This is a genomic window from Streptomyces sp. SID13726, from assembly GCF_010548375.1.
Taxonomy (GTDB): Bacteria; Actinomycetota; Actinomycetes; order Streptomycetales; family Streptomycetaceae; genus Streptomyces.
In genome coordinates, this window is sequence record NZ_JAAGLY010000001.1 from 295,449 (window position 1) to 320,158 (window position 24,710).

General features: G+C 70.1%; 18 protein-coding genes. 13 read left to right on the forward strand and 5 right to left on the reverse strand.

The window, feature by feature from the left end:
* Window positions 1-28: 28 nt before the first annotated feature.
* The 3 genes from G3I78_RS01290 (at window position 29) to G3I78_RS01300 (ending at window position 4,538) form a co-directional block, all read left to right on the forward strand.
* On the forward strand, window positions 29-721 hold the full coding sequence (locus G3I78_RS01290; RefSeq protein WP_164420831.1) for a response regulator transcription factor: 693 nt from the start codon (window positions 29-31) through the stop codon (window positions 719-721).
* The gene (locus G3I78_RS01295) at window positions 718-2,265 is read left to right on the forward strand and encodes an ATP-binding protein (RefSeq protein ID WP_164420832.1); all 1,548 of its coding nucleotides are present in this window, start codon (window positions 718-720) and stop codon (window positions 2,263-2,265) included. Before G3I78_RS01290 ends, G3I78_RS01295 begins: the two co-directional genes overlap by 4 nt.
* Before the next feature lie 95 nt (window positions 2,266-2,360).
* Complete coding sequence (locus tag G3I78_RS01300) at window positions 2,361-4,538, forward strand: serine/threonine-protein kinase (RefSeq protein ID WP_343243622.1); 2,178 nt, start codon at window positions 2,361-2,363, stop codon at window positions 4,536-4,538.
* Window positions 4,539-4,554: 16 nt separating this feature from the next.
* Here G3I78_RS01300 and G3I78_RS01305 read toward each other — a convergent pair whose 3' ends face one another.
* Both G3I78_RS01305 and G3I78_RS01310 read right to left on the reverse strand, forming a co-directional pair.
* Window positions 4,555-5,043 carry a hypothetical protein gene (locus G3I78_RS01305; protein ID WP_164420833.1) on the reverse strand — a complete coding sequence of 163 codons (489 nt, stop codon included), beginning with the start codon at window positions 5,041-5,043 and terminating at the stop codon, window positions 4,555-4,557.
* 9 nt (window positions 5,044-5,052) lie between these two features.
* A complete protein-coding gene (locus G3I78_RS01310; RefSeq protein WP_164420834.1) occupies window positions 5,053-6,018 on the reverse strand; it encodes a WYL domain-containing protein in 966 nt (321 codons plus the stop codon).
* A 127-nt stretch (window positions 6,019-6,145) separates the two neighbouring features.
* Here G3I78_RS01310 and G3I78_RS01315 point away from each other — a divergent pair, with 127 nt between their 5' ends.
* Together G3I78_RS01315 and G3I78_RS01320 are read left to right on the forward strand one after the other, a co-directional pair.
* Window positions 6,146-6,511 (forward strand): VOC family protein, encoded by a 366-nt coding sequence (locus tag G3I78_RS01315; protein ID WP_164420835.1) that lies wholly within the window; start codon window positions 6,146-6,148, stop codon window positions 6,509-6,511.
* A gap of 1,135 nt (window positions 6,512-7,646) precedes the next feature.
* Window positions 7,647-8,228 carry an HD domain-containing protein gene (locus G3I78_RS01320; RefSeq protein ID WP_164420836.1) on the forward strand — a complete coding sequence of 194 codons (582 nt, stop codon included), beginning with the start codon at window positions 7,647-7,649 and terminating at the stop codon, window positions 8,226-8,228.
* A 22-nt stretch (window positions 8,229-8,250) separates the two neighbouring features.
* Here G3I78_RS01320 and G3I78_RS01325 read toward each other — a convergent pair whose 3' ends face one another.
* On the reverse strand, window positions 8,251-8,847 hold the full coding sequence (locus G3I78_RS01325) for a Uma2 family endonuclease (RefSeq protein ID WP_239157573.1): 597 nt from the start codon (window positions 8,845-8,847) through the stop codon (window positions 8,251-8,253).
* A 302-nt stretch (window positions 8,848-9,149) separates the two neighbouring features.
* Between G3I78_RS01325 and G3I78_RS01330 the strand changes: the two genes are divergently transcribed.
* Entirely contained in the window at window positions 9,150-10,214 is a 1,065-nt protein-coding gene (locus G3I78_RS01330; protein ID WP_203614062.1) for a lytic polysaccharide monooxygenase, read from the forward strand.
* A 353-nt stretch (window positions 10,215-10,567) separates the two neighbouring features.
* Window positions 10,568-13,840, forward strand: coding sequence for a GH92 family glycosyl hydrolase (locus G3I78_RS01335; RefSeq protein WP_164420839.1), 3,273 nt, complete (start codon window positions 10,568-10,570; stop codon window positions 13,838-13,840).
* Here G3I78_RS01335 and G3I78_RS01340 read toward each other — a convergent pair.
* Window positions 13,830-14,825 (reverse strand): acetylxylan esterase, encoded by a 996-nt coding sequence (locus G3I78_RS01340; RefSeq protein WP_164420840.1) that lies wholly within the window; start codon window positions 14,823-14,825, stop codon window positions 13,830-13,832. The genes G3I78_RS01335 and G3I78_RS01340 overlap by 11 nt on opposite strands.
* A gap of 203 nt (window positions 14,826-15,028) precedes the next feature.
* On the opposite strand from G3I78_RS01340, the gene G3I78_RS01345 reads away from it, so the two are divergent.
* From G3I78_RS01345 to G3I78_RS01370, 6 genes are read left to right on the forward strand one after another with little or no spacing between them, the layout of a single operon-like run.
* Window positions 15,029-16,012 (forward strand): ABC transporter permease subunit, encoded by a 984-nt coding sequence (locus G3I78_RS01345; RefSeq protein WP_164420841.1) that lies wholly within the window; start codon window positions 15,029-15,031, stop codon window positions 16,010-16,012.
* The gene (locus G3I78_RS01350) at window positions 16,006-16,878 is read left to right on the forward strand and encodes a carbohydrate ABC transporter permease (RefSeq protein WP_164420842.1); all 873 of its coding nucleotides are present in this window, start codon (window positions 16,006-16,008) and stop codon (window positions 16,876-16,878) included. Before G3I78_RS01345 ends, G3I78_RS01350 begins: the two co-directional genes overlap by 7 nt.
* Before the next feature lie 35 nt (window positions 16,879-16,913).
* Entirely contained in the window at window positions 16,914-18,569 is a 1,656-nt protein-coding gene (locus G3I78_RS01355) for an extracellular solute-binding protein (RefSeq protein ID WP_164420843.1), read from the forward strand.
* Window positions 18,569-20,080, forward strand: a complete 1,512-nt coding sequence (locus tag G3I78_RS01360) for a glycosyl hydrolase (RefSeq protein ID WP_164421332.1) — start codon at window positions 18,569-18,571, stop codon at window positions 20,078-20,080. Before G3I78_RS01355 ends, G3I78_RS01360 begins: the two co-directional genes overlap by 1 nt.
* The gene (locus G3I78_RS01365; RefSeq protein ID WP_164420844.1) at window positions 20,077-20,754 is read left to right on the forward strand and encodes a DUF624 domain-containing protein; all 678 of its coding nucleotides are present in this window, start codon (window positions 20,077-20,079) and stop codon (window positions 20,752-20,754) included. Before G3I78_RS01360 ends, G3I78_RS01365 begins: the two co-directional genes overlap by 4 nt.
* Entirely contained in the window at window positions 20,751-22,760 is a 2,010-nt protein-coding gene (locus G3I78_RS01370) for a beta-galactosidase (protein WP_164420845.1), read from the forward strand. The genes G3I78_RS01365 and G3I78_RS01370 overlap by 4 nt, the downstream gene beginning before the upstream one ends.
* Here the strand turns inward: G3I78_RS01370 and G3I78_RS01375 are convergent.
* On the reverse strand, window positions 22,754-24,703 hold the full coding sequence (locus G3I78_RS01375) for an alpha-glucuronidase (RefSeq protein WP_164420846.1): 1,950 nt from the start codon (window positions 24,701-24,703) through the stop codon (window positions 22,754-22,756). The genes G3I78_RS01370 and G3I78_RS01375 overlap by 7 nt on opposite strands.
* Window positions 24,704-24,710: the final 7 nt, after the last annotated feature.

Below are 24,710 nucleotides of genomic sequence, written 5' to 3' on the forward strand. Positions count from 1 at the left end.
CCAAAGCGGACGGGGACAGGATCGGTACATGACTGGCACCTCCGGACCGCGAACCGGCCGCGTACGCGGGCTCATCGTCGACGACGAGCCCGCGCTCGACGAAGCGCTGTCCGTCGCCGTCACCGAGGCGGGCCGGCGCCCCTGTCCGGCGCTCGACGGACAGAGCGCGCCGAAGACCGCACGCGGCTGCGCACCGCACGCCGTCGTCCTCGACGGCCTCCAGGTGCTGCCCCGGCTGCGTCACGAGAACCCGAGGCCGCCCGCCCTCATGCTCACCGCCCGCCACGCCCTCGAACACCGCCTCGACGGACTGGAGTCGGGCGCCGACGACTCCGTGACCAAGCCGTCCTCCCTGGAAGAGGTCGGGCTGCGCCTGCGCGGACTGCCGCGCCGGTCCGGGTCCGAACACGGCCGCGCCGACGACTCCGTACGCGTCCTCGGCGACCTGGTGCCGACCGAGGACACCCGCGAGGTGCGGCGGGCCGGCAGCCGGATCCAGCTCACCGCCAAGGAGTTCGACCTGCTCGGACACCCCCGCCATGTGCTGAGCAAGGCCCAGATCCTCGACCACGTGTGGAGCAGCGCCTTCGACGGCGGCGGCAACCTCGTCGAGGTCTGCATCTCCAGCCTGCGCCGCAAGATCGACAGAGGCCGGACACCGGTGATCCACACCGTGCGCGGCCTCGGGTGCGCCATCAGGTCTGCGGAGGACGGGAGATGACCCGGCGTCAGAGCGCGCGGACGCGCAGCCGGTCCATCCGCACCCGCCTGCTCGTCTTCGTGAGCGCCACCCTGATCGCCGTCTGCGTCGCGATGGGCCTGGTCACCACGCTCTTCCAACACGCCTATCTGATGGGCAACATGGACGACCGCGTCCTCGGCGTCGCCGAACGGGCCCTGGGCGGGGCCTCGTTGCACCCGGAGCCGGAGAGCGACCTGACCTTTCTGAGGGAGACCGGGCAGCCCGCCGGGATGCTCTCCGCGCGACTCGACGCGAAGGGCGCCATCGTCGCCGCCGCCGTGGTCGTCCCGGACGCCCCGCCCCGGTCCCTCGACGCCGAGCAGCTCGCCGCCGTGGCCGGCATCCGGGCCGACGGCGCGATGCACACCCGGACCGTGCCCGGCCTCGGCACCTATCGGATCACCGTCCTCGTCGACGACGGCGTCCGGGTGCTCACCGGGCTGCCCATGGACGACGTCCAGGACATGATCAGCGGCCTCGTGGTGATCGAGACCGGCGTCGCCGTGGCCGGACTCGCCGTCGCCGGCCTGGTCTGCGCGGTGGTCATACGACGGCAACTGCGCCCCCTCGGCCGCGTCGCCGCCACCGCCGCCGAGGTCTCCCGCGCCCCGCTCGGACACGGCGAGGTCACCGGCCTCACCCGGGTACCCGAACGCGACACCGACCCCGACAGCGAGGCCGGCCAGGTCGGCGCCGCGCTCAACCATCTCCTCGACCACGTGGAGTCCTCCCTCGCCGAACGCCGGCGCAGCGAGGAGCGGGCGCGGCACAGCGAGGAGCGCATGCGGCACAGCGAGGAGCGCATGCGGCGCTTCCTGGCCGACGCCAGCCACGAACTCCGTACGCCGCTCGCCTCGATCGCCGGATACGCCGAGCTGATGAACCGCGGCACCGACCGCATCGAACCGGTACTGGCCTGGCGCCGGGTCTCCGCCGAGTCGGCCCGTATGACCGGCCTGGTCGAAGACCTCCTGCTGCTCGCCCGGCTCGACGAGGGCCGCCCCCTCCAGTCCGCCGAGGTGGACCTCGCGGCCCTGGTCGCGGAAGCGGTCTGGGAAGCGCGAGCGGCGGGCGGCGGCCACGACTGGCAGCTCGAACTCACCCTGGACGCCCCCACCTTGGTGCTGGGCGACGAGGCCCGCCTCCACCAGGTGGTCGCCAACCTCCTGTCCAACGCCCGTATGCACACACCGGCCGGCACCAGGGTCGTGGCCTCCGTGGAGTCGACGACCGACCACTGCGTGATCCGCGTCCGCGACAACGGCCCCGGCATCCCCCCGGCCCTCCTCCCCACCGTCTTCGAACGGTTCACCCGAGCGGACACGTCCCGCTCCCGCGCCGACGCCAAGTCCGGCGGTTCGGGGCTGGGGTTGGCGATCGCGGCGGCGATCACAGGGGCGCACGAAGGCCGGATCAGGGTCGAAAGCGCGCCCGGCCGGACGGAGTTCACGATCGAACTCCCCGCGGCGAGCAAGGCCGGGGTGGAGGAGCGGGCGGTGTCCGGCCGACCGGCCCCGGTGTAGCCCACCGAGAGGTGCGGGGCCGCACCCACCCGACCCATCGGCCCCCCGGTTTCCGAGGCGCGGCGCTCGCTAGTCTGTTCCCGCTGAACAACTCCGTGACGCATGGGACAGGAAAGGTCGACAACAAGATGCCGCTGAGCGCGGGTGAGATCGGCGGCTACACCCTGATCAACCGTCTGGGCTCCGGCGGCATGGGCGTCGTCTACCTCGCCAGATCCGACTCCGGCCGCCATGTGGCCGTAAAGGTCGTCCACACCCAGTACGCCCAGGACGAGGAGTTCCGCACCCGCTTCCGCCAGGAGGTCGCCGCCGCCCGCAGGGTGAGCGGAGCCTTCACCGCTCCGGTGGTCGACGCCGACCCCGACGCCGAACTCCCCTGGATGGCCACGCTGTACGTCCCGGGCCGCACCCTGGACGACATCGTCGACGAGCACGGCCCCCTCGGCGGCCCCCGCCTCCGCACGCTGGCCCTCGGACTGGTCGAGGCGCTCAGGGACATCCACCAGGCGGGAGTCGTGCACCGCGATCTGAAGCCGAGCAACGTCCTGATGGCCGAGGACGGTCCCCGCGTCATCGACTTCGGCATCTCCCGCGCCGCCGACAACCAGGCCCTCACGGTGACCGGCCGCCTGATCGGCACACCGCCCTTCATGTCCCCGGAGCAGTTCGCGTCACCGAAGGACGTCACCCCGGCCTCGGACGTCTTCTCGCTGGGCTCGCTCCTGGTGTACGCGGCCACCGGCAACCGCCCCTTCGACGGCGCCAGTCCGTACATGACGGGCTATCAAGTGGTGCACGAACAGCCCTCGTTGGACGGTGTGCCGCACCCCCTGCGGAGCGTGGTGGAGCGCTGCCTCCGGAAGGACCCGCTGGCGAGGCCCCAACTGGCCGAACTACAGGGCTTGTTCAGGTCCCTGCCGGACATGGCCGTACCGTCGTCGCCGCCGACGCTCGGGGGAGAAGGCGGCTCCGACGCGACGGCATCGACGGGGAGGTCCCGCCGCGGAACCCGTAGCCGTGTGCCCGTCTTGGCCGCCCTCGGTGCGGTCGTGGCCGTGGGCGCGGCGGCCGCGACGACGTTCCTCCTGGAGGCGGGAGCGGACAGGCCCGCCAAGACCCCCGCCACCGCTGCCGCCCCGAAGCTCCCCGCGGGCTGGAAGCCCTGGCAGACGAGTCTGACCCGGGGTGTGAAGGGCGATCCGCTGAGCATCGACGTGAGCAGTGTGGACGCCGGTTGTGTGACCGACGGGTCCGCCCTGTACTGCGCGGGCACCGGCTTCACGGTCGCCCGGCTGAACCCGGCGTCGGGCGCGATCGCATGGCGCTACGGCGCAAACACCCAGGCCGCCGAACGGCCCTTCGGCGTCCAGGACGGGATCGTCTACACGTACGAGCAGCCGGACGAAGTGAACGCGGACCAGCAGGTCACCGCCGTCGACGCCGCCACCGGGAAGCGGGTCTGGACGCGTGACGTCGACGCGAGCTACCGCGTGGCCCTGTTCGACGGCGGTGTCCTGACGGCGTCGGACACCGAGAAGGCGTTCATCGCCCTCGACCCCGCCACCGGCAAGGACCTCTGGCGCACCCCGGCCAGGTCGTCGGCCGGCACCGCCTGCGCCCCCCTGGTCCTGGACACCGCCCCCTACGGCCTGTGCGCCGACGCGAACGACCCCACGGTGGGCCCGGTCGACCTCCTCGGCCTCGACCCGTCCGACGGCACCACCCGCACCCTCGCCTCCCTGTCCCGCGCGGCGACACCGCTGGGAGCGGTGGCCGGGCAGCCGCTGTTCGTCCTGCCGAAGAACACGTCGGGCTACCAGACGGGCGACGGCAGGGACGAGGCGTACACCAGCCTGGTCCGGGTCAACCCCAAGACCGGCAGGACGACTTCGGTCCCCCTCAAGGGGACCCCGAGAGGCACCCCGACGGTCCTCGACTCGACGGTCTACTTCGTCCGCCCCGACGGCACGGTCACCGCCTACGACACCACCACCGGCACCCGCCTCTGGCAACGAGACACCCAGGTCGAAAACCTCTCACCCCCCATCCGCTCCACCTCCTACAACGCCCTCTACTTCACCAACCGCTACGGCCGCCTCCTCGCCCTCGACCACACCACCGGTACCGTCCGCTGGACCACCACCAAGCTGAACGACGTCGGCACATCGGCGGAGAACACCGACCCGAGCGTGGTGCTGGTACGGGACGCGATCGTGGGGGTGGCGGGGGAAGTGGCGTTCTCGGTGAGTCCGGAGCGGGGGGAGAAGGGGTGACGGGAAAAGAGGTCGATCACGGCTCAGGGATGTCGACCACGACCGGCCGGATCAGCTCGACGGGCTCGTCGCCCGGCTCCTCCCGGAATCCGTCGGCGTCAGCCACGACGTACGGTCCCATGAGCCGTGTCCCGGCAGCGCTGGCCAGGTACCACCGGCCGCCGACCAACGCCAGCCGGTAGTAAGGATCCAGGGGATCGACATCGCTCACGGACGGATCGACGCCACACAGAACGTCCACGCCGTGTCGCACTCCCATGTGCTCCGCGACGCGGAGGTCCGGGTACGGCCCGAGCGCACTGTCGTATCCGCCCACCACATCCAGGGAGAGCGGCCACGCCGGATCGTCGTTGCCCACCAGGCGAATCCACAGGTCCCCCACGTCATCCGGGATGTCGGCCTCGTCGGGCTGAACCACCAACCGCACGCCAGGCGGGGTCAGTTCCACGAATGCGGCAAGCACGTCGGCAACGGTGAGTGCCCGTGACACGGTGATGCTGAACATGATCGGTACCTAAGCCGTCGGTGCCGGCGCATAGTGGCGGGCAAGGCTGGTGGCGAGGTCACGGAGGTGAGCCCTGACTTCGGTGGGGCCGTGCACGGTGATGGCGCTCCCGAACGGCAGTAGTGCTCGCACGTCCCCCAGGTTCAGGAAGCGGATCGTCACCTTGTGACCCGTGGCGGATTCCTCGTCGTCGTCCCGGACAAGTCGTTGGCCAAAGATCCGTCGCGCCCGCTCGATCTGGGTCTGGTCGATGGTGGCGCTGACCTCTATCGCGTGGTGGTGCTCCCACCGCTCGACGAGCGCCGCAGCGACAGTGGCCAGGGTCTGGTTCTCACGGATCCGTCGTGGCCGGCCGACTTCCTTCCACGCCGTGATCCGTTCGAGTCGGTACATCCGTGGCACTCGGGCGCAGTCGGCGACGAGGTACCAGGTGCCGGCCTTGGCGAGCAGTCCGTAGGGATCGACGACCAGGTCGCGTGGGCATGCCTCGCGCGGGCTGTCGTACTCGATCCGTAGCCGGCGACCTCGCCGCACCGGGCCGATCAGCGAAGCCGGAGTCGTGCCGGAAGTCGGCGCCCGGAGCCAGGGACGGCTGTCCACGTGCACCACGTCGGTGAGCGGCAGGAGTTCATCGGCCCGACGCGACCGTGCGGCACCGAGCTTGGAGAGCGCGCGCCGGCTTTCGACGGAGGCGTCGATCTCCGCACGCTGCTTCTCGTCCAGCCCGGTGAGCGACAGATGATCACGCTCGCCCGGTGTGAGCCGCGTGAGGTCGAGCCCGGACCCGGGCAGTATGGTCACGCCTCCGAGGCGGCCCCGTTGCGCGGCCACCGGCAGACCGGCGTCGCGGAGCCAGTTCAGGTCCCGGGTGACGGTGCGAAGGGACACCCCGAGCGCCGAGGCGAGTTCCTGTGTCGTCACGGCATCCCTTGCTGCGAGGAGCAGCATCAGGGAGAAGAAGCGGTCTGGGGTCACCCACCGATCTTTTCAAGAATGGCGACAGGATGCGGCGCATATCCCGGTCAGGCTGGCGGATGCGTACCTCCGGCCTCCGACATCCGGCCTCCGACATCCGGCCTCCGACCTGCGAGAAGGAACACCCATGACCACATCCGTCGTATCCATCGTCTACGTGAACGACGCTCCCGCCGCGGCTCGCTTCTACGGCGATCTCCTCGGCCTGAGTCCGTCCTTCGAGACTCCGGGCTACATCACCTTCGCCCTCGGGCCAGGCGCTGACCTCGCCCTGTGGTCCGGCCAGTTCGAGGACCTGTCACCGGATGTCCCGCGTACCAGTGAGGTGTGCCTGGCCATCGACCCCGGATCCGACGACCTCGACGCCATCTTCGAACAGTGGCAGTCCAAGGGCGTCACGATCCTGCGCGAGCCCCACGACCTGGGATTCGGGCTGACCTTCCTCGCCGCCGATCCCGACGGGAACCGTATCCGCGTGGCACCACGGGGCTGACAGCCCACCTTGCGGCAGGCGCGGCACCTGTCGTGCGCGCCTGCCGTTGTCCGACTTCGAGGGGACGGTGAGTGCCCCATGCGATGCGTCGGCGAAAGCGACTCCGGATGGGGCACTGGGCAGATCGAGTCCGGGTGCGCGGTCGGCTCCCACCTGACCCGACTCGGACTCGGACTCGGCAAGCACGGCTTCATCGACCTCGGCGCTGAGAGCAACCGGAAACCGGGGGACTGGCTGCTACAGAGCGACTCCGCCACCGGCCGTGCCCATCGGCGCGTCACCACCACGGACGGACAAGGGAGCCCGCCGGCAGGGCGAACCGGATACCACGCCCTCGGCCGTTCCCGAAGCGGACCAACCACCCACCTTCACTTCGCCTGCTACGGAAGGGCAAGGCCACCGACCATCCCGCCCACATCCGCCCAGCGCCCCGAAGGCATCTGCGCAAGCACGGCATCGCACCACCACCCCGAAGAACCACGACCAGCACCGCCACCGCCACCGCCGCGACCGCGGCCGTGACTGCGGCCGTGACGACGGCCAACCTCCCGGTCCGACCGGGAGATCCACCGTCGATCCCACGTCGCCGGACGCCACTTCGACCGGCTCAAGCGGGCAAGATCGGCTCGAAGCCGGGAACATGCCGACCATGGCGAGGGCGAACGCCCCATCAGGGCGAGCCCGGCCGCGATCCAACGCGCCCCCCGCCCCAAGCTCGCCATGGATCGCAGGGAACCTCACGCCGTGCTCCTCTCCCGTTCGTCCGGGGGTTCGCCGACTGGATCATCGGTTGGCGGCGGTCGCGGCGCGCGGGATCGCCGTCGTGCTGCTCAGCTCCCCGGCGCCGGTCACGGGGGCACTCACGCCGACTCCACCACCGGCTTGACGCACAGGCCAGACCTGACGTCGGCGCCGACACGGCGCAGAGAGCCGACCCGAAGTGATCGGCGTAGCACCGGCGAAGGAGCCAAGCGACCGCAAGAGCTGCCCCGACCCCGAACCCCGCCCCACCCCGAACCCCACCCGACCCCGAACCCCACCCACCCGCGAACCACACCGAGCCGAACACCCCCAAGGCAAACCACGCCGTTCCACCCCCCACCCCAACTCCCGCCCCCACGCCTACCCTTGCCCCGTGCCCACCCCAGCCCCCCTCCACCGGGCCCTATACACCCCCGGCCCCCGCCCCCTCCCCGAAACCCCCGCCCGCCTCCTGACCGACCTCCACGCTCCACCCCGCCTCGCAGCCCACCTACGACTCGTCCACGACGTGGCGTACGACCTCGTCGACTGGCTGGCCCAACGCCACCCCGCGCTCCAACTCGACCGCGAGGCCGTGCTGTTCGGTGCCGCCACGCACGACATAGGCAAGACGGAGCACCTCACCGAACTCTCCGGCCCCGGCAACGCGCACGAGGAGGCAGGCCGTCGGCTTCTGCTCGCTCACGGCACCGCCCCGCACCTGGCCCGCTTCGCCGCGACCCACGCGGCCTGGGCCCTCCCGGACATCACCGTCGAGGACCTCCTCGTGAGCCTCGCCGACAAGATCTGGAAGAACAAACGCGTCCCGGACCTGGAGGACTTGGTCGTCAGAAGGCTGGCCGAGGCGAGCGGCCGGACGGTGTGGGAGGAGTTCCTGGAGCTCGACGACGCGCTGACGGCCGTAGGAGAGGAAGCGGGGGAACGGCTGGCCTTCCAGGCGGCCCACCCGGTGTGAAGCCCACCGCCCCCGAACGGGATCAGAAGCCGACGAGAGCTTCGAGATCGATCTCGACGGGGAACGGCAGTTCGGTGATGAGCTTGTCGTGGTGCACCAGGTGCGACGGCGCGGGGAAATACACGAGGGTGTCCGTGTTGAGCCAGTACTCGTGCACCGCGAGCCTCTGGTCCTGGTCCAGCTCGACGCGCCAGTAGTACGGGACCTTGTGCGCGGCGAACAGCGCGGGTTTGCGGACCCGGTCGTCCTGGCGGGAACCGGGGGAGACGACCTCGACGACGAGGGTGACCCTCGGAAACGGCACGCACTCGATCGCGAAGAAGTCCAGCTGTCGTGGGTCGAAGACGATGACGTCCGGCTTCGGTGTGTTCTGGTCGTCGATCATCACGCACTGCCCGGCCACGACCGCGTAAGAACCGGTACGCGCGGCTTCCAGGGCCGATGCCAACCCGTCCCGAACCCGGTTGTGCCAGAGCTTCGTCCGCCCCCGAACCACGATCCAGCCATCCACCAGCTCCCAGTCAAAGGGCAGCTCCAAGTCCGTGACCTGGTCGAAAGTCCAGCCGTCGGCGGGCGGGAACATCCAGGTGTCCTCAGTGGCCTGCCGCAATGTGGTCATCCCTGCTCCCATGAACGCCAGTCTGAACGCCGCCACACGCCGTGATCCTGCCTACGAAGACGCCGCCACCCGCACCGGTGACCCCAAGACGCGCCATTGACGCGAGCGGCAGGCGTTTACAACTGCCCCACATCCCGCTACCTTCCGCAGAAGTGGGGTGGGAGCGCTCCCACATGGACGGACCGGAACCCGCCCATGTGCCGCTCCCGCCCCACGGCACCAGGCGCCATCCGGAATCACCTCGAATCACGGCACCCCACACACCCGCACCGCCCGTACCCCACGCAACGGACTGGACTGTCATGATCCTGACAAAGTTATCGAGGGTGACCCGCCCCAGAGCCCTCCTCCTGGTCCTCGTCTCCCTGCTCGCCACCCTCCCCGCGATCGGCCTCGTCGTCACCGCGGGTGGCACGGCCGAGGCGCACGGCACCCCCATGAAGCCCGGCAGCCGCACCTTCCTGTGCTGGCAGGACGGTCTGACCGACACCGGTGAGATCAAGCCGGTCAACCCGGCCTGCCGAAACGCCCAACAGGTCAGCGGCACCACGCCGTTCTACAACTGGTTCTCCGTGCTGCGCTCCGACGGAGCGGGCCGCACCCGCGGCTTCGTCCCCGACGGCCAGCTGTGCAGCGGCGGCAACACCAACTTCACCGGCTTCAACGCGGCTCGCGACGACTGGCCGCTGACCCACCTCACCTCGGGCAAGACCGTCGACTTCTCCTACAACGCCTGGGCGGCGCACCCGGGTTGGTTCTACGTCTACGTCACCAAGGACGGCTTCGACCCGAAGAAGACCCTCACCTGGGACGACATGGAGGCGCAGCCCTTCCTCAGCGTCGACCACCCGCCGCTCAACGGCAGTCCGGGCACCGTCGAGGCCAACTACTCCTGGACCGGGCAGCTTCCGGCCAACAAGTCCGGCCGCCACATCATCTACATGGTCTGGCAGCGCTCGGACAGCGCGGAGACCTTCTACTCCTGCTCCGACGTCGTCTTCGACGGCGGCAACGGCGAGGTCACCGGCATCCATGAGCCGGGCAACCCGTCCGAGCCGGTACCGGGCACCTGCACCGCCAGCCGCAGGACCACGGGCAGTTGGAACGGCGGCTACCAGTCCGAGGTCACCGTCACCAACTCCGGCGACGTCCCGATGCTGGGCTGGATGGTCGACTGGACCCTGCCGACCGGGCAGAAGGTCGACAGTCTCTGGAACGGCAACGCCACCTACACCGGCCAGGACGTGATGGTCCACAACGCCGACTGGAACGGTTCGTTGAGTCCGGGGCAGAGCGCGACGTTCGGCTACGTCGTCACAGGCTCCGGGGGTGACTCGGCGACGACCCTTCCCTGTCAGGTCGGCTGAGCCACCGTCAGATCCTGGGAGGACCTTCCGCTCAGGGCGGACCCGGTGGGGCTGTGTGCCACCGGGTCCGCGAGCCGTGTCGGCACAGGGGGGTGGGGCCGACGCGGGTGGTGCATGGCTTGTGACGATCCGATGCGCGACAACGTTGTCGAGTGGTCTGCACCTGACTCTACCGCCCCAACGGACAACGATGTCAAATCAGTTGGCCGAAAGGGCTGGACCGGTCAGGTGAACCGCGTGCGCGCCACCCGGGGCGTACGCACTCTTCCGTGATACGCGTGGCGCACGTTACTGTCCCTGCGGCTTGTGCGACCTGTGGTGCGCGACCCGTCCGAAGGAGGAGGGGCCGCGTCATGCGTTTCCGTCCTACGTCCCTGCTGCTGGCGGCCGTTCTCACGGCCACCGGAGCCACCCCCGCCCTCGCGGCCTCGTCCGCCGCGCCGCCCGGTCTGGTCACCGACCCGACCGCCTACGTCGACCCGCTCATCGGCACGAGGAACGGCGGCGACGTCTTCCCCGGCGCCGTCACCCCGTTCGGCATGTTCTCCTTCAGCCCCGAGAACACCCGGGGCGACGCCACCCGCACCGCCGCACCCGGCGGCTACCAGTACGACGCCACCCGCATCCGCGGGTTCAGCCTCACCCACATGTCCGGCACCGGCTGCGCGGGCGGCAGCGGTGACATCCCGCTCTTCCCGTTCGCCGGCGAGGTCACCTCGTCCCCGGCGAGCGACACCAAGGACGCGGTGTACGCGGCCGACTTCAGCCACGCCGACGAGACCGCCGAGCCCGGCCACTACAAGGTGGGCCTCGCCTCCGGGGTGACCGCGGACCTGACCGCCACCGCCCGCACCGGCTCGGCCCGCTTCACCTACCCGGCCGGCAAGCCCGCCTCGCTGCTGTTCCGCACCGCCAACTCCGAGGTGGGCTCGACGGATTCGACGGTCGACATCGATCCGGCGACCCGTACCGTCTCCGGCTCCGTGACCTCCGGCAACTTCTGCGGATACCTCGACCCGGAAGGCCAACGCGCCTACTACACCGTCCACTTCACCGCCCGCTTCGACCGCCCCTTCGCGGCCACCGGTACCTGGCAGGACGACAGGCTCACCCCCGGGTCCCTCAAGGCGTCCGGCGGCACGGGCGGGTTCGCGCAGGGCGGGCGGCCCGTCGCGGGCAAGGGGGCGGGCGGCTGGGTCCAGTTCGCGCCCGGCACCGGGCAGGTCGGCGTCAGGATCGGGATCTCGTACGTCAGCCGGGCGGGCGCGGAGGCCAACCTCGCCGCCGAGAACCCGCCCACGCGCTCCTTCGACTCGGTGCGCGAGGCGGCCGGACGCGCCTGGCGCGACCGGCTGCGGGCGATCCGGGTCGGCGGCGGCACCGATGACGAGCGCACCACCTTCTACACCGCGCTCTACCACGCCCTGCTCCACCCGAACGTCATCAGCGACGCCGACGGCAGATACCGCGGCAGCGACGACGAGGTGCACAGGGTCGGCCACGGCCACCGCGCCCAGTACGGCACCTTCTCCGGCTGGGACGTCTACCGCGACCAGGTGCAACTGCTCACCCTGCTCGACCCGCGCACCGGCTCGGACGTCGCCCAGTCCCTGTACGAACTGGCCCGGCAGAACGGCGGTGTCTGGGACCGCTGGCTGCACGGCGCGAGCGGCACCCACGTCATGAACGGCGACCCCTCGCCCATCGCCCTGGCCGGCATCCACGCGTTCGGCGGTACCGACTTCGACCTGCGCGGCGCCCTCGACTCCCTCGTCAAGGCGGCCACGGTCCCCACCGAGCAGGACCTGTCACCGGCCGGCAAGCCGGTGCTGTCCGTCGGCCAACGACCCTCCCTCGACAAGTACTTGAAGCTGCACTACATGCCCTCCGTCTCCAACGCCTGGGGCGGTGCCGCCGAGACCCTGGAGATGTCCGGCGCCGACTTCGCGCTCTCCCAACTGGCCTCGGCGGCGGGGGAGAAGGACACGGCGGCCGGCTTCTCGAAGCGCTCCCAGTGGTGGCAGAACAACTTCAACATCGCCGCCGACCCGAGCGGCGGCTACATCGCCAACCGTAAGGCGGACGGCAGTTGGGTCACCGGCTTCACCCCGGCCACCGGCAACGGCTTCGTCGAGGGTACGGCCGCCCAGTACACCTGGATGGTCCAGCACAACCCGGCCGGCCTGTTCGCCGCGATGGGCGGCCGGGCCAAGGCTCTCGACCGCCTCGACACCTTCTTCCACGACGACGACGGTGACTGGGCGTTCACCGGCAGCGGCGGCGACAAGTCCGAGATGGACAACGAGCCGTCGATCAACATCCCCTACCTGTACGCCTACGCGGGCGCCCCCTACAAGACCCAGCAGACCGTCCGCGCCGCCATGGGGCAGCTCTGGTCCACCCAGCCGGGCGGTATCCCCGGCAACGACGACCTCGGCGCGATGTCCGCCTGGTACGTCTTCTCCGCGCTCGGCATGTACCCCCAGGTGCCGTCCCGCTCCGAACTCGTCCTCGCCTCACCGCTGTTCCCGCGCATCGAGATCACCCGGCCCGCCGGGAACGACATCTCCATCCGCGCCGAGGGAGCAGCCGCCGACGCGCCGTACGTCCACTCGCTGACGGTCAACGGCCGTACCAGCCAGGCCCCTTGGCTCCCGGCCTCCTTCGTCCGGGACGGCGGCCGGCTCGACTACGGCCTCTCCGGCACACCCGACCCGACCTGGGGCGCCTCCTCGGCCCCGCCGTCCTTCCGTACCGGTGAGCAGCCGTACCAGATCGGCGTCGGCCCGACCACGGCGACGATCGCACCGGGCGGCCACACCGAGGTCGGTGTCCGCGCCCTGTCGCTGAGCGGCGACGGCACGGGCCCCGAGGTCCGCTTCCGGGTCGAGACACCCGAGGGCATCACGGCGACGCCCGCCGAGGGCACGGTCGTCGACGGCTCCCAGGAGATCACCCTGCGTTCCGCCGAGGGCATCAAGCAGGGCTTCTACGACGTCACGGTCGCCGTCACCTCGGACGGCACCGCCTACGAGCAGCCCGTGTCCCTCACGGTCGCCGCCCCCGGCACCCTGCTCGCCGCGTACGACAACACCGGGATCTCGGACGACTCCGGCGACCACGACGAGGCCGACTACGACGGCGGCGGCTGGAGCTACTCCCGCCAGGCCCTGGCGGCAGCCGGACTCACACCGGGCGGGCAAGGCACGGTGAACGGCCTGGACTTCACCTGGCCGGACTCCCCGGACGGCCGCCCCGACAACGCCACGGCCTCCGGCCAGAGCATCCAACTGGACCGGCCCGTCGGCACGTTGTCCTTCGTCGGCAGCGCGGTCAACGGCAACCAGCAGGCCCAGGCCACCGTCACCTACACCGACGGCAGCACCGACACCGTCGAACTGGCCCTCACCGACTGGACCGTCGGCGGAGGCGGCGGCACCGTCCAGTACGGCAACGAGGTCGTCGCCCGCGCCGCGTACCGCAACGTGGCGGGCGCGGACCGGGACCCGGTGGCCACGTACGTCTTCGCCACAAAGCCGTTCACGACACCGGACGGCAAGACCGTCGCGAGTGTGCGACTGCCCCGGAACAGCGATCTGCACGTGTTCGCCCTGGCTACCGGCTGATCTCCAGCACCTCGCCCAGCCAGTCGAGTTGGCGGCGGACCTGTACCGCGTCGCCGCCCTCGTGACCGTTGTACGGATAGGCGCGGATCTCCTTGCGGGGGTCCGCGCCGGTCAGTTCGGCGTACCGGTTGAAGGCCGCGTACGCCCCGCTCGGCGGGCACACCGTGTCCCGCAGGCCCACCCCGAAGTGCGCCGGGGCGGCGGCCCGCCGTGCGAAGGAGACGCCCTCGACGTACGACAGCGTGCGGTACGCGGCCTCCGCCGCGTCCCGGTGCACCGACAGATACGCGGAGATCTCGCCGTAGGGGCTCGCGTCGGTGAGGTCCAGGGCCCTCCGGATGCCGCACAGGAAGGGCGCGGTGACCACCGTCGCCGCCAGGTCGGGCACCAGGCCCGCCACGGCCAGCGCCAGCCCGCCGCCCTGGCTGTTGCCGACGGCCGCGACGCGTCCCCCGTCCACGCCCGGCAGCGCCCGCACCGCCGTCACCGCGCGCACCGCGTCGGTGATCAGCCGGCGGTAGTGGTAGTCGCGCGGATCCAGCAGACCGCGCACCGCGGGGCCCGGTCCGCCCGGCGACGAGGTGTGCGGGTCGGGGGTCGCGCCGCCGTTGCCGTACTGGTCGCCCTGGCCGCGGTTGTCCATCAGCAGATGCGCGTACCCGGCGCTCACCCAGGTCAGCCGCTCGTGCGGGAGACCGCGCCCGCGGCCGTAACCGGCGAACTCCACCACGGCGGGCAGGAGTTCGGGCGCTCCGGCGGGTCTGCTGAACCAGGCGCGCACCGGATCGCCGGCGAAGCCCCGGAAGGTCACGTCCCAGGTGTCCGTCAGCCGCAGCCCGCTCTCCACCGGGCGCGCCGACACCAGCACGTCCCTCTGGGCGGCCTCTTTCAGGGTGTCACGCCAGAACTCGTCGAAATCCGGGGGTTCCTGGACTTCGGGCCGGTATTGCTCCAGCTCCCTCGTCGGCAAGTCGAACGCAGGCACGGGACACCTCGCATCAGTCGGTCAAAGCAGTGAAACTTGCGGAGGGAGCCGGGACTTGGTCTACCGGTTCTACCCCACTCGCGCCCCAGGTATCTCCTGCCTGACCCATTGACAGCGCTTTCTCGGTGGCTCTAAGTTGCCGCGAAGTTACCGGTAAGAGCTCGAAAGTTTCGGTTCCGTGCCTCCGTCTGAGAGGACCGAGCGTGAGCACATCCATCAAGTCGGCCTCTCCTCCACCAGGCATCGAAGAACCGCCCAGGGCCGCCGTCCCCCGCCCGGCGACGCGCAGCGGATGGCGCCGATCCCTGCGCCGCGACTGGCAGTTGTACTCGCTGGCCGTCCTGCCGTTGCTGTTCTTCCTGGTCTTCCGCTATCTGCCGATGATCGGCAACGTGATCGCCTTCCGGCGCTTCGAGCCCGGCGGCTCGATGTTCGGCGAGGACTGGGTGGGCCTGCGCTATGTGCGCATGTTCCTCAGCGATCCGACCTTCTGGCAGGTGTTCCGCAACACCCTGTGGCTCGGCGGACTCACCCTGGTGTTCTGCTTCCCGATCCCGATCGTGCTCGCCCTGCTGCTCAACGAGGTCCGCAGGCGCTCCCTCAAGCGGTTCGTGCAGTCGGTGTCGTACCTCCCGCACTTCCTGTCGATCGTGATCGTCGCGGGCATCACCCTTCAGATGCTCGCCACGGACGGCCCGGTCAACCACGCCCTCGGCTGGCTCGGCCACGACCCGATCCGCTTCATCCAGGAACCCGACTGGTTCCGCACCATCTACGTCGGTTCGGAGATCTGGCAGACCGCAGGCTGGGGCACGATCCTCTACCTCGCCGCGCTCACCACCATCGACGAGGACCTCTACGAGGCCGCCCGCATCGACGGCGCCAACCGCTGGCAGCAGATCTGGCACGTCACCCTGCCCGGCATCCGCCCCACCATGATCACGCTGCTGATCCTCAACGTCGGTACGTTCATGGCCGTCGGCTTCGAGAAGGTCCTGCTGCTGTACAACCCGCTGACCTACCCGACCGCCGACGTGATCTCAACCTACGTCTACCGGGCGGGCGTCGAGTCCAACAGCTTCAGCTACGCCGCCGCCATCGGCCTGTTCGAGGCGGTCATCGGCCTGGTCCTGATCACCTCCGCCAACACGCTCTCGCGCCGCACAGTGGGGACCAGCCTGTGGTGAAGCCGAGCCGTTCCTACCGGGTCTTCCAGGGCGTCAACGGCGTCGTCCTCACCCTGGTTGTGGTCGTGACCCTGTACCCCTTCCTCAACATCGTCGCCCGCTCCTTCAGCGGCGAGCGGCAGATCCGGGCCGGTGAAGTCACCCTGTGGCCCAAGGGGTTCAACCTCACCACGTACAAGATCGTGTTCCAGGACTCGATGTTCTGGCGGAACTACGGAAACACCGTGCTCTACACGGTCGTGGCCACCGCCGTCGCCATGGTCCTGACGACCTGCTACGCCTACGTCCTGTCGAAGAAGCACCTCAAGGGGCGCGGGGTGCTCGTCGGCATCGCCGTGTTCACCATGTTCTTCACCGGCGGGCTCATCCCCAACTACGTCCTGGTCACCAGCCTCGGACTCAAGAACAGCGTCTGGGCGATCGCCCTGCCCAACGCGATCAGCGTCTTCAACCTCCTGGTGATGAAGGCCTTCTTCGAGAGCCTGCCCACCGAACTGGAGGAGGCCGCGCAGATCGACGGCCTCAGCACCTACGGCATCCTGCTCAGGATCGTGCTCCCGCTGTCCAAGGCGGTCGTCGCGACCATGGTGCTCTTCTACACGGTGTCCTTCTGGAACTCCTGGTTCAGCGCGTTCCTCTACATGGACCGTACCGATCTGATGCCGGTCACCGTCTATCTGCGCAACCTCATCGCGGGCGCCACCGGCGGCGGCAACGCCGGTGCCACCACCGAGCAGCTCAGCCAGGTCGGCGCGAGCATCCAGGCGGTCACCATCGTGCTCACCGCGCTGCCGATCATCTGCGTGTACCCCTTCGTCCAGCGCTACTTCGTCTCGGGCGTGATGCTCGGCGCGGTCAAGGGCTGATCCCAGCAACTCACCTACGGAACAAGGGAGTTCCCGTGCAGAACGCAGGAGAGCTGTCGCGGCGTCAGATCCTGGCCGCCGCCGGATTCATCGGCCTCGCCGGCCTCACCGGCTGCGGCAGCGGCGACGACGGAGGCGACTCCAAGGACCTGTCGAAGAAGCAGAACGGCGCGATGAAGGACTACCGGGCCGGCCAGCAGTTCAAGGCCACCAAGGCGCTGTCCTTCTCGATGCTGCACAACGACAACCCGGTCTACCCCCTCAAGAACAGCTGGCTGTTCTGGAAGGAGGTCACCAAGCGCACCGGGATCACCATCAAGCCCCTCGACGTCCCGCTCGCCGACTACGAGAAGAAGCGCAGCGTCCTGATCGGCTCGGGCGACGCCCCCTTCATCATCCCGAAGACCTACCACCCCGGCGAGGTCGCCTTCGTCTCCTCGGGCGCGATCCTCCCGGTCAGCGAGTACGCCCACCTGATGCCCAACTTCCGCGACAAGGTGAAGAAGTGGAAGCTGGAGCCCGAACTGGACTCCATCCGCCAGTCCGACGGCAAGTACTACCTCCTGCCCGGCTTGCACGAGAAGCCCAAGTCCGGCTACTCGCTGTCCTTCCGCACGGACGTCCTCGACAGGCACGGACTCACTCTGCCCACGACCTGGGACGAGGTCCACGACGTCCTCAAGGCGCTCAAGGCCGAGTACCCGGACAAATACCCCTGGACGGACCGCTGGAGCACCAACACCCCCTTCCCGTGCGGGGCGTTGTTCGGCTATCTCGGCCAGGCCTACGGCGTGAAGGCCGGCTGGAACTACGACAACATCAGCTTCGACACCAAGGCGCGGAAGTTCGTCTTCACCGCGACCCAGGACGCCTACCGGCAGATGGTCGAGTACCTGAGAAAGATCGTCGCCGAGAAGCTCCTCGACCCGGAGAGCTTCACCCAGCAGGACGACCAGGCCGTGCAGAAGCTGCTGGCCGAGAAGTCGTACGTGATCAGCGCCAACCCGCAGGAGCTGGTGCAGAACTACCGCTACAACCTGAGCAAGCAGGTCAAGGGCTCGAAGATCGAGATGGTCCCGGTGCCCCTCGGTCCGGCCGGACCGATCCTGCTGAGCGGCATCCGGCTGGAGAACGGCGTCATGATCTCCAGCAAGGCCCTCAAGAGCGCCGACTTCGTCGCGATGATGCAGTTCGTGGACTGGCTCTGGTACTCCGACGAGGGCCAGAAGTTCTGCAAGTGGGGCGTGGAGGGCGTCACTTACACCGAGTCCGGCGGCAAGTACACGCTGGAGCCCGGCATTTCGCTGATGGGCTCCGACCCGGACGCCCCGAAGGACCTCCAGAAGGACTACGGCTTCTTCAACGGCGTCTTCACCTACGGCGGCAGCTGGGAGCTGGTCTCCTCCAACTTCAGCCCCGACGAGAAGAAGTTCCAGGACGTCATGTCCCAGCGCAGGGAACTCCCCGTCGACCCGGCCCACCCGCTCCAGTCCTTCGAGCAGGAACAGGCGACCCTCTGGGACACCCCGCTCAAGGACACCACCATCCAGAACACCCTCCAGTTCGTCCTCGGCAAGCGCCCGATGTCCCAATGGGGCGCTTTCCAGGCGGAGTTGAAGGCGAAGAACATGCAGCAGCTCGTCGACCTGCACAACAAGGCGTACGAACGGTTCAAGAAGGAGAACGGGTGATCACCCGCGTCCCCGCCGAGCCGTCCGGCCGGCTCCCCGACGCCTGGCGCCACTGCGTCGGCACCGGCCGGATCGAACTCGCCCTGCGCCGCGACCACCAGGACTCCCTGAAGCTCCTCCAGCGCGAGATCGGCTTCCGGCACATCCGGGGACACGGACTGCTCAGCGATGGCATGGGCGTGTACCGGCCCTATGACTGGCAGGGCACCCGGCACGTCCGGCACTCCTTCACGTACGTCGACCAGGTCGTCGACGCCTGCCTGGAGCTGGGCATCCGCCCCTTCCTCGAACTCGGCTTCATGCCGGGGGAGTTGGCGTCGGGCGACCAGACGGTGTTCTGGTGGCACGGCAACGTCACCCCGCCCCGCTCGCACAAGGAGTGGGCCGCCCTGGTCAAGGCGACCGTCACCCACCTCGTCGACCGGTACGGCCTCGACGAGGTGCGCGGCTGGCCCATCGAGGTCTGGAACGAGCCCAACCTCCCGGACTTCTGGCAGGGCGCGGACGAGAAGGCGTACCACCGCCTCTACGAGGTGACGGCGGCCGCGGTGAAGGAAGTGGACCCGGATCTCCAGGTCGGCGGCCCCGCGATCTCACCGGGCGCGGACGAATGGCTGGACCGCTTCGCCGAGTTCGCCGAACAGCGCGACGTCCCGGTCGACTTCGTGTCCAAGCACGCCTACACCTCGGGCCCCGCCCAGCACGTCCCCTTCGGCGTCCACCAGACGCTGGCCCCGGCCCACCACCTCCTGGACCAGTTCGCCACGCCCCGCGAACGCCTGAAGGGCACACGACTCGCTGAACTCCCGGTCCACATCACAGAGTTCAACTCGTCCTACCGCCCCGACAACCCGGTCCACGACACCGCCTTCCACGCCGCGTACCTGGCCCCGGTCCTCGCACACGGCGGCGACCACGTCGACTCCTTCTCCTACTGGACCTTCAGCGACATGTTCGAGGAGGCGGGTCCGCCCACCGCGCTCTTCCACGGCGGCTTCGGTCTGCTCACCCACCGACAGGTGCGGAAACCGACCTACCACCTCTACGCCTTCATGGCCCGCATGGGCCCGGACCTGCTCGCCCGCGGCAGCGACCACCTGGTCACCCGGCACCCCGACGGCCGGGTCACCGTCCTCGCCTGGGCACCGGTCGACGAGACCGGCGACACCCCTGGCCCGGCCCGGCACCGACTGCGCCTGTCCGTACCGCTTCCGGGCGCCCGCGAGGCGTTCGTACGCCGCTCCGTGGTCGACGAGGAGCACGGCAACGCCCGTACCGCCTGGCAGCGGATGGGCAGCCCGCGCTCACCCAAGCCGCACGAGATCGACGTACTGCATGAAGCGGCCGAGCCCGCCCGGCAGCACGCGCGCCAACCGGTCGAGGACGAACGGACCGAACTGGACCTGACGTTGGCCCGCCACGAGATCACTCTGGTGGAGGTCGGCCCGGTGGTGGAGGAGGCGCCCGAGTGGTGGGACGAGCGCCGGATGCTGGGGAGGGAGCCGCGGTGAGCGCCCCTGTCACGTTCGGCCAGGGCTCCCTCTCGCGCGCCGCCGCCCTCATCCACACCCTCGTCACCGTCGAGGCCCTGCTCCTCCTCGCCGCCGCGCCGGGCCTGGCCGCGCTGCTCCTGATCGGCCCCGACCCGGCCAACCTCCCGCTGGCCGCCGTATGCCTGCTGCCCCTCGGACCGGCCACGGCCGCCGCCCTGTACGCCCTCCACCACCGCGACCGCGACCTCGCCGACCTCCACCCGGCGCGGGCCTACTGGCGGGGCTGGCGGCTCAACGCCCTTCCCGCGCTGAGGCTGTGGACGCCGCTGCTGGCCTGGCTCACGGTGATCGCGTTCACGCTGACCCACTTCTCCGCCACCGGACTGCCCGGCTGGTGGGCGGTGCTGCTCGGGGCGATCGGCGCCGGGTCCCTGCTCTGGGGCGCGCACGCGCTCGTGCTCACCTCGCTGTTCGCGTTCCGGGCCAGGGACACCGTGCGCCTCGCCGGGTACTTCCTGTTCCGGCACGGCCGCGCCACCCTCGGCGCCGCCTCGCTGCTCGTCCTGACCGCCGCCGGGACCGCGGTGCTGACCGAGGCCCTGCCCGCGCTGCTGGCGGCCCCGCTGCTGCTGTCCCTGCTGTACGGCAGCCGCCCGGTGATCGCCGAGACCCAGGAGGACTTCACCGCATGACCCCGTCGAGCTCGAAGATCCCGTACGGCGGCGACTACAACCCCGAGCAGTGGCCGGAGGAGGTCTGGGACGAGGACCACCGCCTGTTCGCGCAGGCCGGCATCGACACCCTCACCGTCGGCGTCTTCTCCTGGTCCCTCACTCAACCGGCCGAGGACACCTACGACTTCACCGTCCTGGACCGCGTACTCGACCGGGCGGCGGCCGAGGGCCGGCAGGTCTGCCTCGCCACCGGTACGGCCGCCCTGCCGCCCTGGCTCGCCAAGAAGTACCCCGAGGTCAACCGCACCGACTTCGAGGGCCGCCGACACCGCTACGGCCAGCGCCACAACTTCTGCCCCAGCTCACCGCAGTACCGCAGACTCGCCACCCAGCTGGCGGACAGGCTCGCCGAACGGTACGCGGAACACCCGGCGTTGCTCGCCTGGCACATCAACAACGAGTACGGGGGCGTCTGTTACTGCGAACTGTGCGCCGAGGCGTTCCGACAGTGGCTGCGGGACAGGTACGTCACCCTCGACGCCCTCAACGACGCCTGGTGGACGACGTTCTGGTCGCACCGCTACACCGACTTCGCCGAGATCGAGCCGCCCAGCGCCCTCACCGAGCACTGGCGCGGCCCCGACCACACCGCCTTCCAGGGCGTCACGCTCGACTACTTCCGCTTCACCACCGACGCGCTGCTCGGCTGCTTCCTCGCCGAGAAGGAGGTGATCCGCGCCCATGACCCCGAGACCCCCGTGACCACCAACTTCATGGGCATGTTTCGCCCCCTCGACTACCACCGCTGGGCACCCCACCTCGACTTCGCCTCCTGGGACAGCTACCCGCCCCTGGACGCGCCGCCGACCTGGCCCGCCCTCGCCCACGACCTGATGCGCGGCCTCAAGGACGGCGCCCCCTTCTGGCTGATGGAGCAGACCCCGTCCACGACGGCCTGCCGTGACGTCAACCCCCTGCGCAGACCTGGGGAGTTGCGCCTGGCCACCTTCCAGGCGATAGCCCACGGCGCCGACGCGGCCCTCTACTTCCAGATGCGCGCCTCAAGGGGAGCCTGCGAGAAGTACCACGGGGCGGTCATCGGCCACGCGGGCCGCGACGACACCCGGGTCTTCCGTGAAGTGGCCGCGCTGGGGTCGGAGTTGGAGCTGCTCGGCACCGCCTCCCTCGGCGCCGCCGCCGCCGCCCGCACCGCCCTGGTCTTCGACTGGGACAGCTGGTGGGCCCTGGAGATCTCCGACGGCCCCTCCCGGCTGGTCAAGTACCAGGAGGTGGTCCACGCCTACTACCGGGCCGCCCGCGAGGCCGGTGCCGACGTGGACGTCGTCCCGCACGCCGCCGACCTCACCCCGTACGACGTGGTCCTCGCCCCCGCCCTCCACATGGTCAAGGGCGACCTCGCCACCCGCCTCGAAGCGGTCGCGGAACGCGGCGGCACGGTCCTCACCACCTTCCTCTCCGGCCGGGTCGACGCACACGACCGCGCCTTCCTCACCGACGTCCCCGGCCCGCTCGCCCCGCTCATGGGCATCCGGATCGACGAATGGGACTCCCGCGCACCGGAGTTCACCCAGCCGATCCCCGAGCTGGCCGCACAGGGACGGCTCGTCTTCGAGATCGTGCGGCTCCGGGGCGCCGAGACGGTCGCCACGTACGGCACGGACTTCTACGCCGGAACCCCGGCCGTGACCCGCAACCAGTACGGCGAGGGCGAGGCCTGGTACATCGCCACGGCCCTCGACCGGTCCGGCGTGGACCAGGTGGTCCGCCGCGTCCTGTCCCGCCACGACCTGATCGGACCGTACGCCGAGCACGAGGGCCTGGAGACCGCGACCAGGGTCGCGCCGGACGGCATGCGCCTGCTGTTCCTCCTCAACCACACCGCGGAGACAGCCCACTTGAAGGCGCACACCACCGCGACCGACCTGCTCACCGGGGAGCGGACGGAGGCGGGCGCCCCCCTCACCCTCGACCCCAGGGGCGTGGCGATCCTCCGCCTTCAGTAGACGACCCGCCCCCGCTCGTCCGGCACCCCGGACTTCCGGAAGAAGTAGCTGTTGACCTGATCGCGCCACTCGCGGGCACTGCGCAGCTGTTCCTCGAACCGCTCCGTCACCCGCGCGTGGCGCGCAGGGTCCACCAGATCCACCAGCGAGGCCCACACCTCCCGGGCTGCCTCCACCTCTTCCACGCCCTCGAAGTGTGTGTCGTAGATATGCTGGATCACCGTCTTCCCGCTCTTCAACATGTGCCCGTACAACACGTGGTGGAAGAACAGCAGCAGCTCGTCGGGACACGACACGAGTGACTCGTACACCTCGGCCCACGGCTTCCCGTACTGCCCCGCGTACCCCGTCCCGCTCGCCACGCTCCGGTCGACGCCGACTCCGTCGCGGTCGGCGAAGTGGTAGGTGCCCCACGGGCTGTACTCGTAGCCGTCCACGCTCGGCCCGTAGTGGTGCCCCGGCTGGACCATGAAGCCCACGCCCAGGGGAGCGGTGTACTTCTCGTACGTCCGCCACGAACCGTCCAGGATCGAGCGCAGGCCAGCCGCGAGCGCGGGGTCGGCCGTCCCGAAGCTCAGCCGGATCCATTCGTCGAGGACCCGATGCGGATCGGCGCCCGGCTCCCAGGCCAGCCGTCCGAAGGTGTACAGGTTCGCCTGGGCCAGCGGATGCCCCGTCCAGAACGGATCGTCCCCGGCATTGGACACGGCCACGAGCCCACCGCGCGCCGACTCGCCCACGGTGGACTCCCCGCCGCCGACCCCGAACCGCAGCACCTCGCTCCACATCGGCCCCAGCCAGCACACATGCCGCTGCTGCCCGGTGTACTCCTGCGTCACCTGGAACTCCACCGCCAGCCGGGTGCCCGGCATCGCCCCGATCAGCGGAGACACCGGCTCCCGGACCTGGAAGTCCATCGGCCCGTGCTTCACCTGGAGGACGGCGTTGGCGGCGAACTCCCCGTCCAGCGGCACGAAATGGTCGTAGGCGGCCCGCGCCCGGTCGGTGGAGCGGTCCCGCCAGTCCTGGTGGTGGTCGTAGACGAAGGCCCGCCAGTGCACGGTGCCGCCGTGCGGGGCGAGGGCCGCGGCCAGCATGTTGGCCCCGTCCGCGTGACTGCGCCCGTAAGCGAACGGCCCCGGCTGGCCCTCCGAGTCGGCCTTCACCACGAACCCGCCGAAGTCGGGGATCGTCCGGTAGACCCGCCGGACCGCCTCCACCCACCACGACGACACGTCCGGGTCCAGCGGATCGGCCGTCGGCAGGCCGCCCAGCACCATCGGCGCGGCGAAGGTCACCGACAGATGGACGCGAATCCCGTACGCCCTCAACGCCCCCGCGATGTCGGCCACTTCGGGGAGCCGGTCGGTCAGCAGCCGGGCCTCGGCCGCGTGCACGTTGACGTTGTTCACCGCCACGGCGTTGATCCCGCAGGCCGCGAGCAGCCTGCCGTACGCCCGCACCCGCTCCAGGTCCCCGCGCGCCCGCCCGTCCGCCCAGAACAACGACCCGCCGGAGTACCCGCGCTCCACCTGCCCCATGACCGGGTGCACGGCCACGTTGTCCCAGTGGTCGAGCATCCGCAGGGGCAACCGCGGTCCGTGCGAGGTGAGTCGGGCCTCGTCGAGGAACGCGGCCTCCCCGAGCCGTACGACGTGGAAGAAGCCGTACAGCAGCCCGCGCGCGCCGGACGCCGTGACGGTCGTACAGCCGTCACGGCGCCCGAACGTGAATCCCTCGGAGCCGTCGTCGCCGTCCAGCTCCAACACCAGGTCGTACGGGCCCGGTTCACGCGAGACGCTGCCGCCGAACCGACGACAGGCCTCGGCGACCTCCCCGCGGACGGTGTCCACCAGGGGACCCGAGCCGCGGATCAGGGTCCGCCGGGTGCCGATCGGCCGGAACGCCCCGTCCGGCAGCCAGGCCGGATCGACACCCTGCATGGGACCC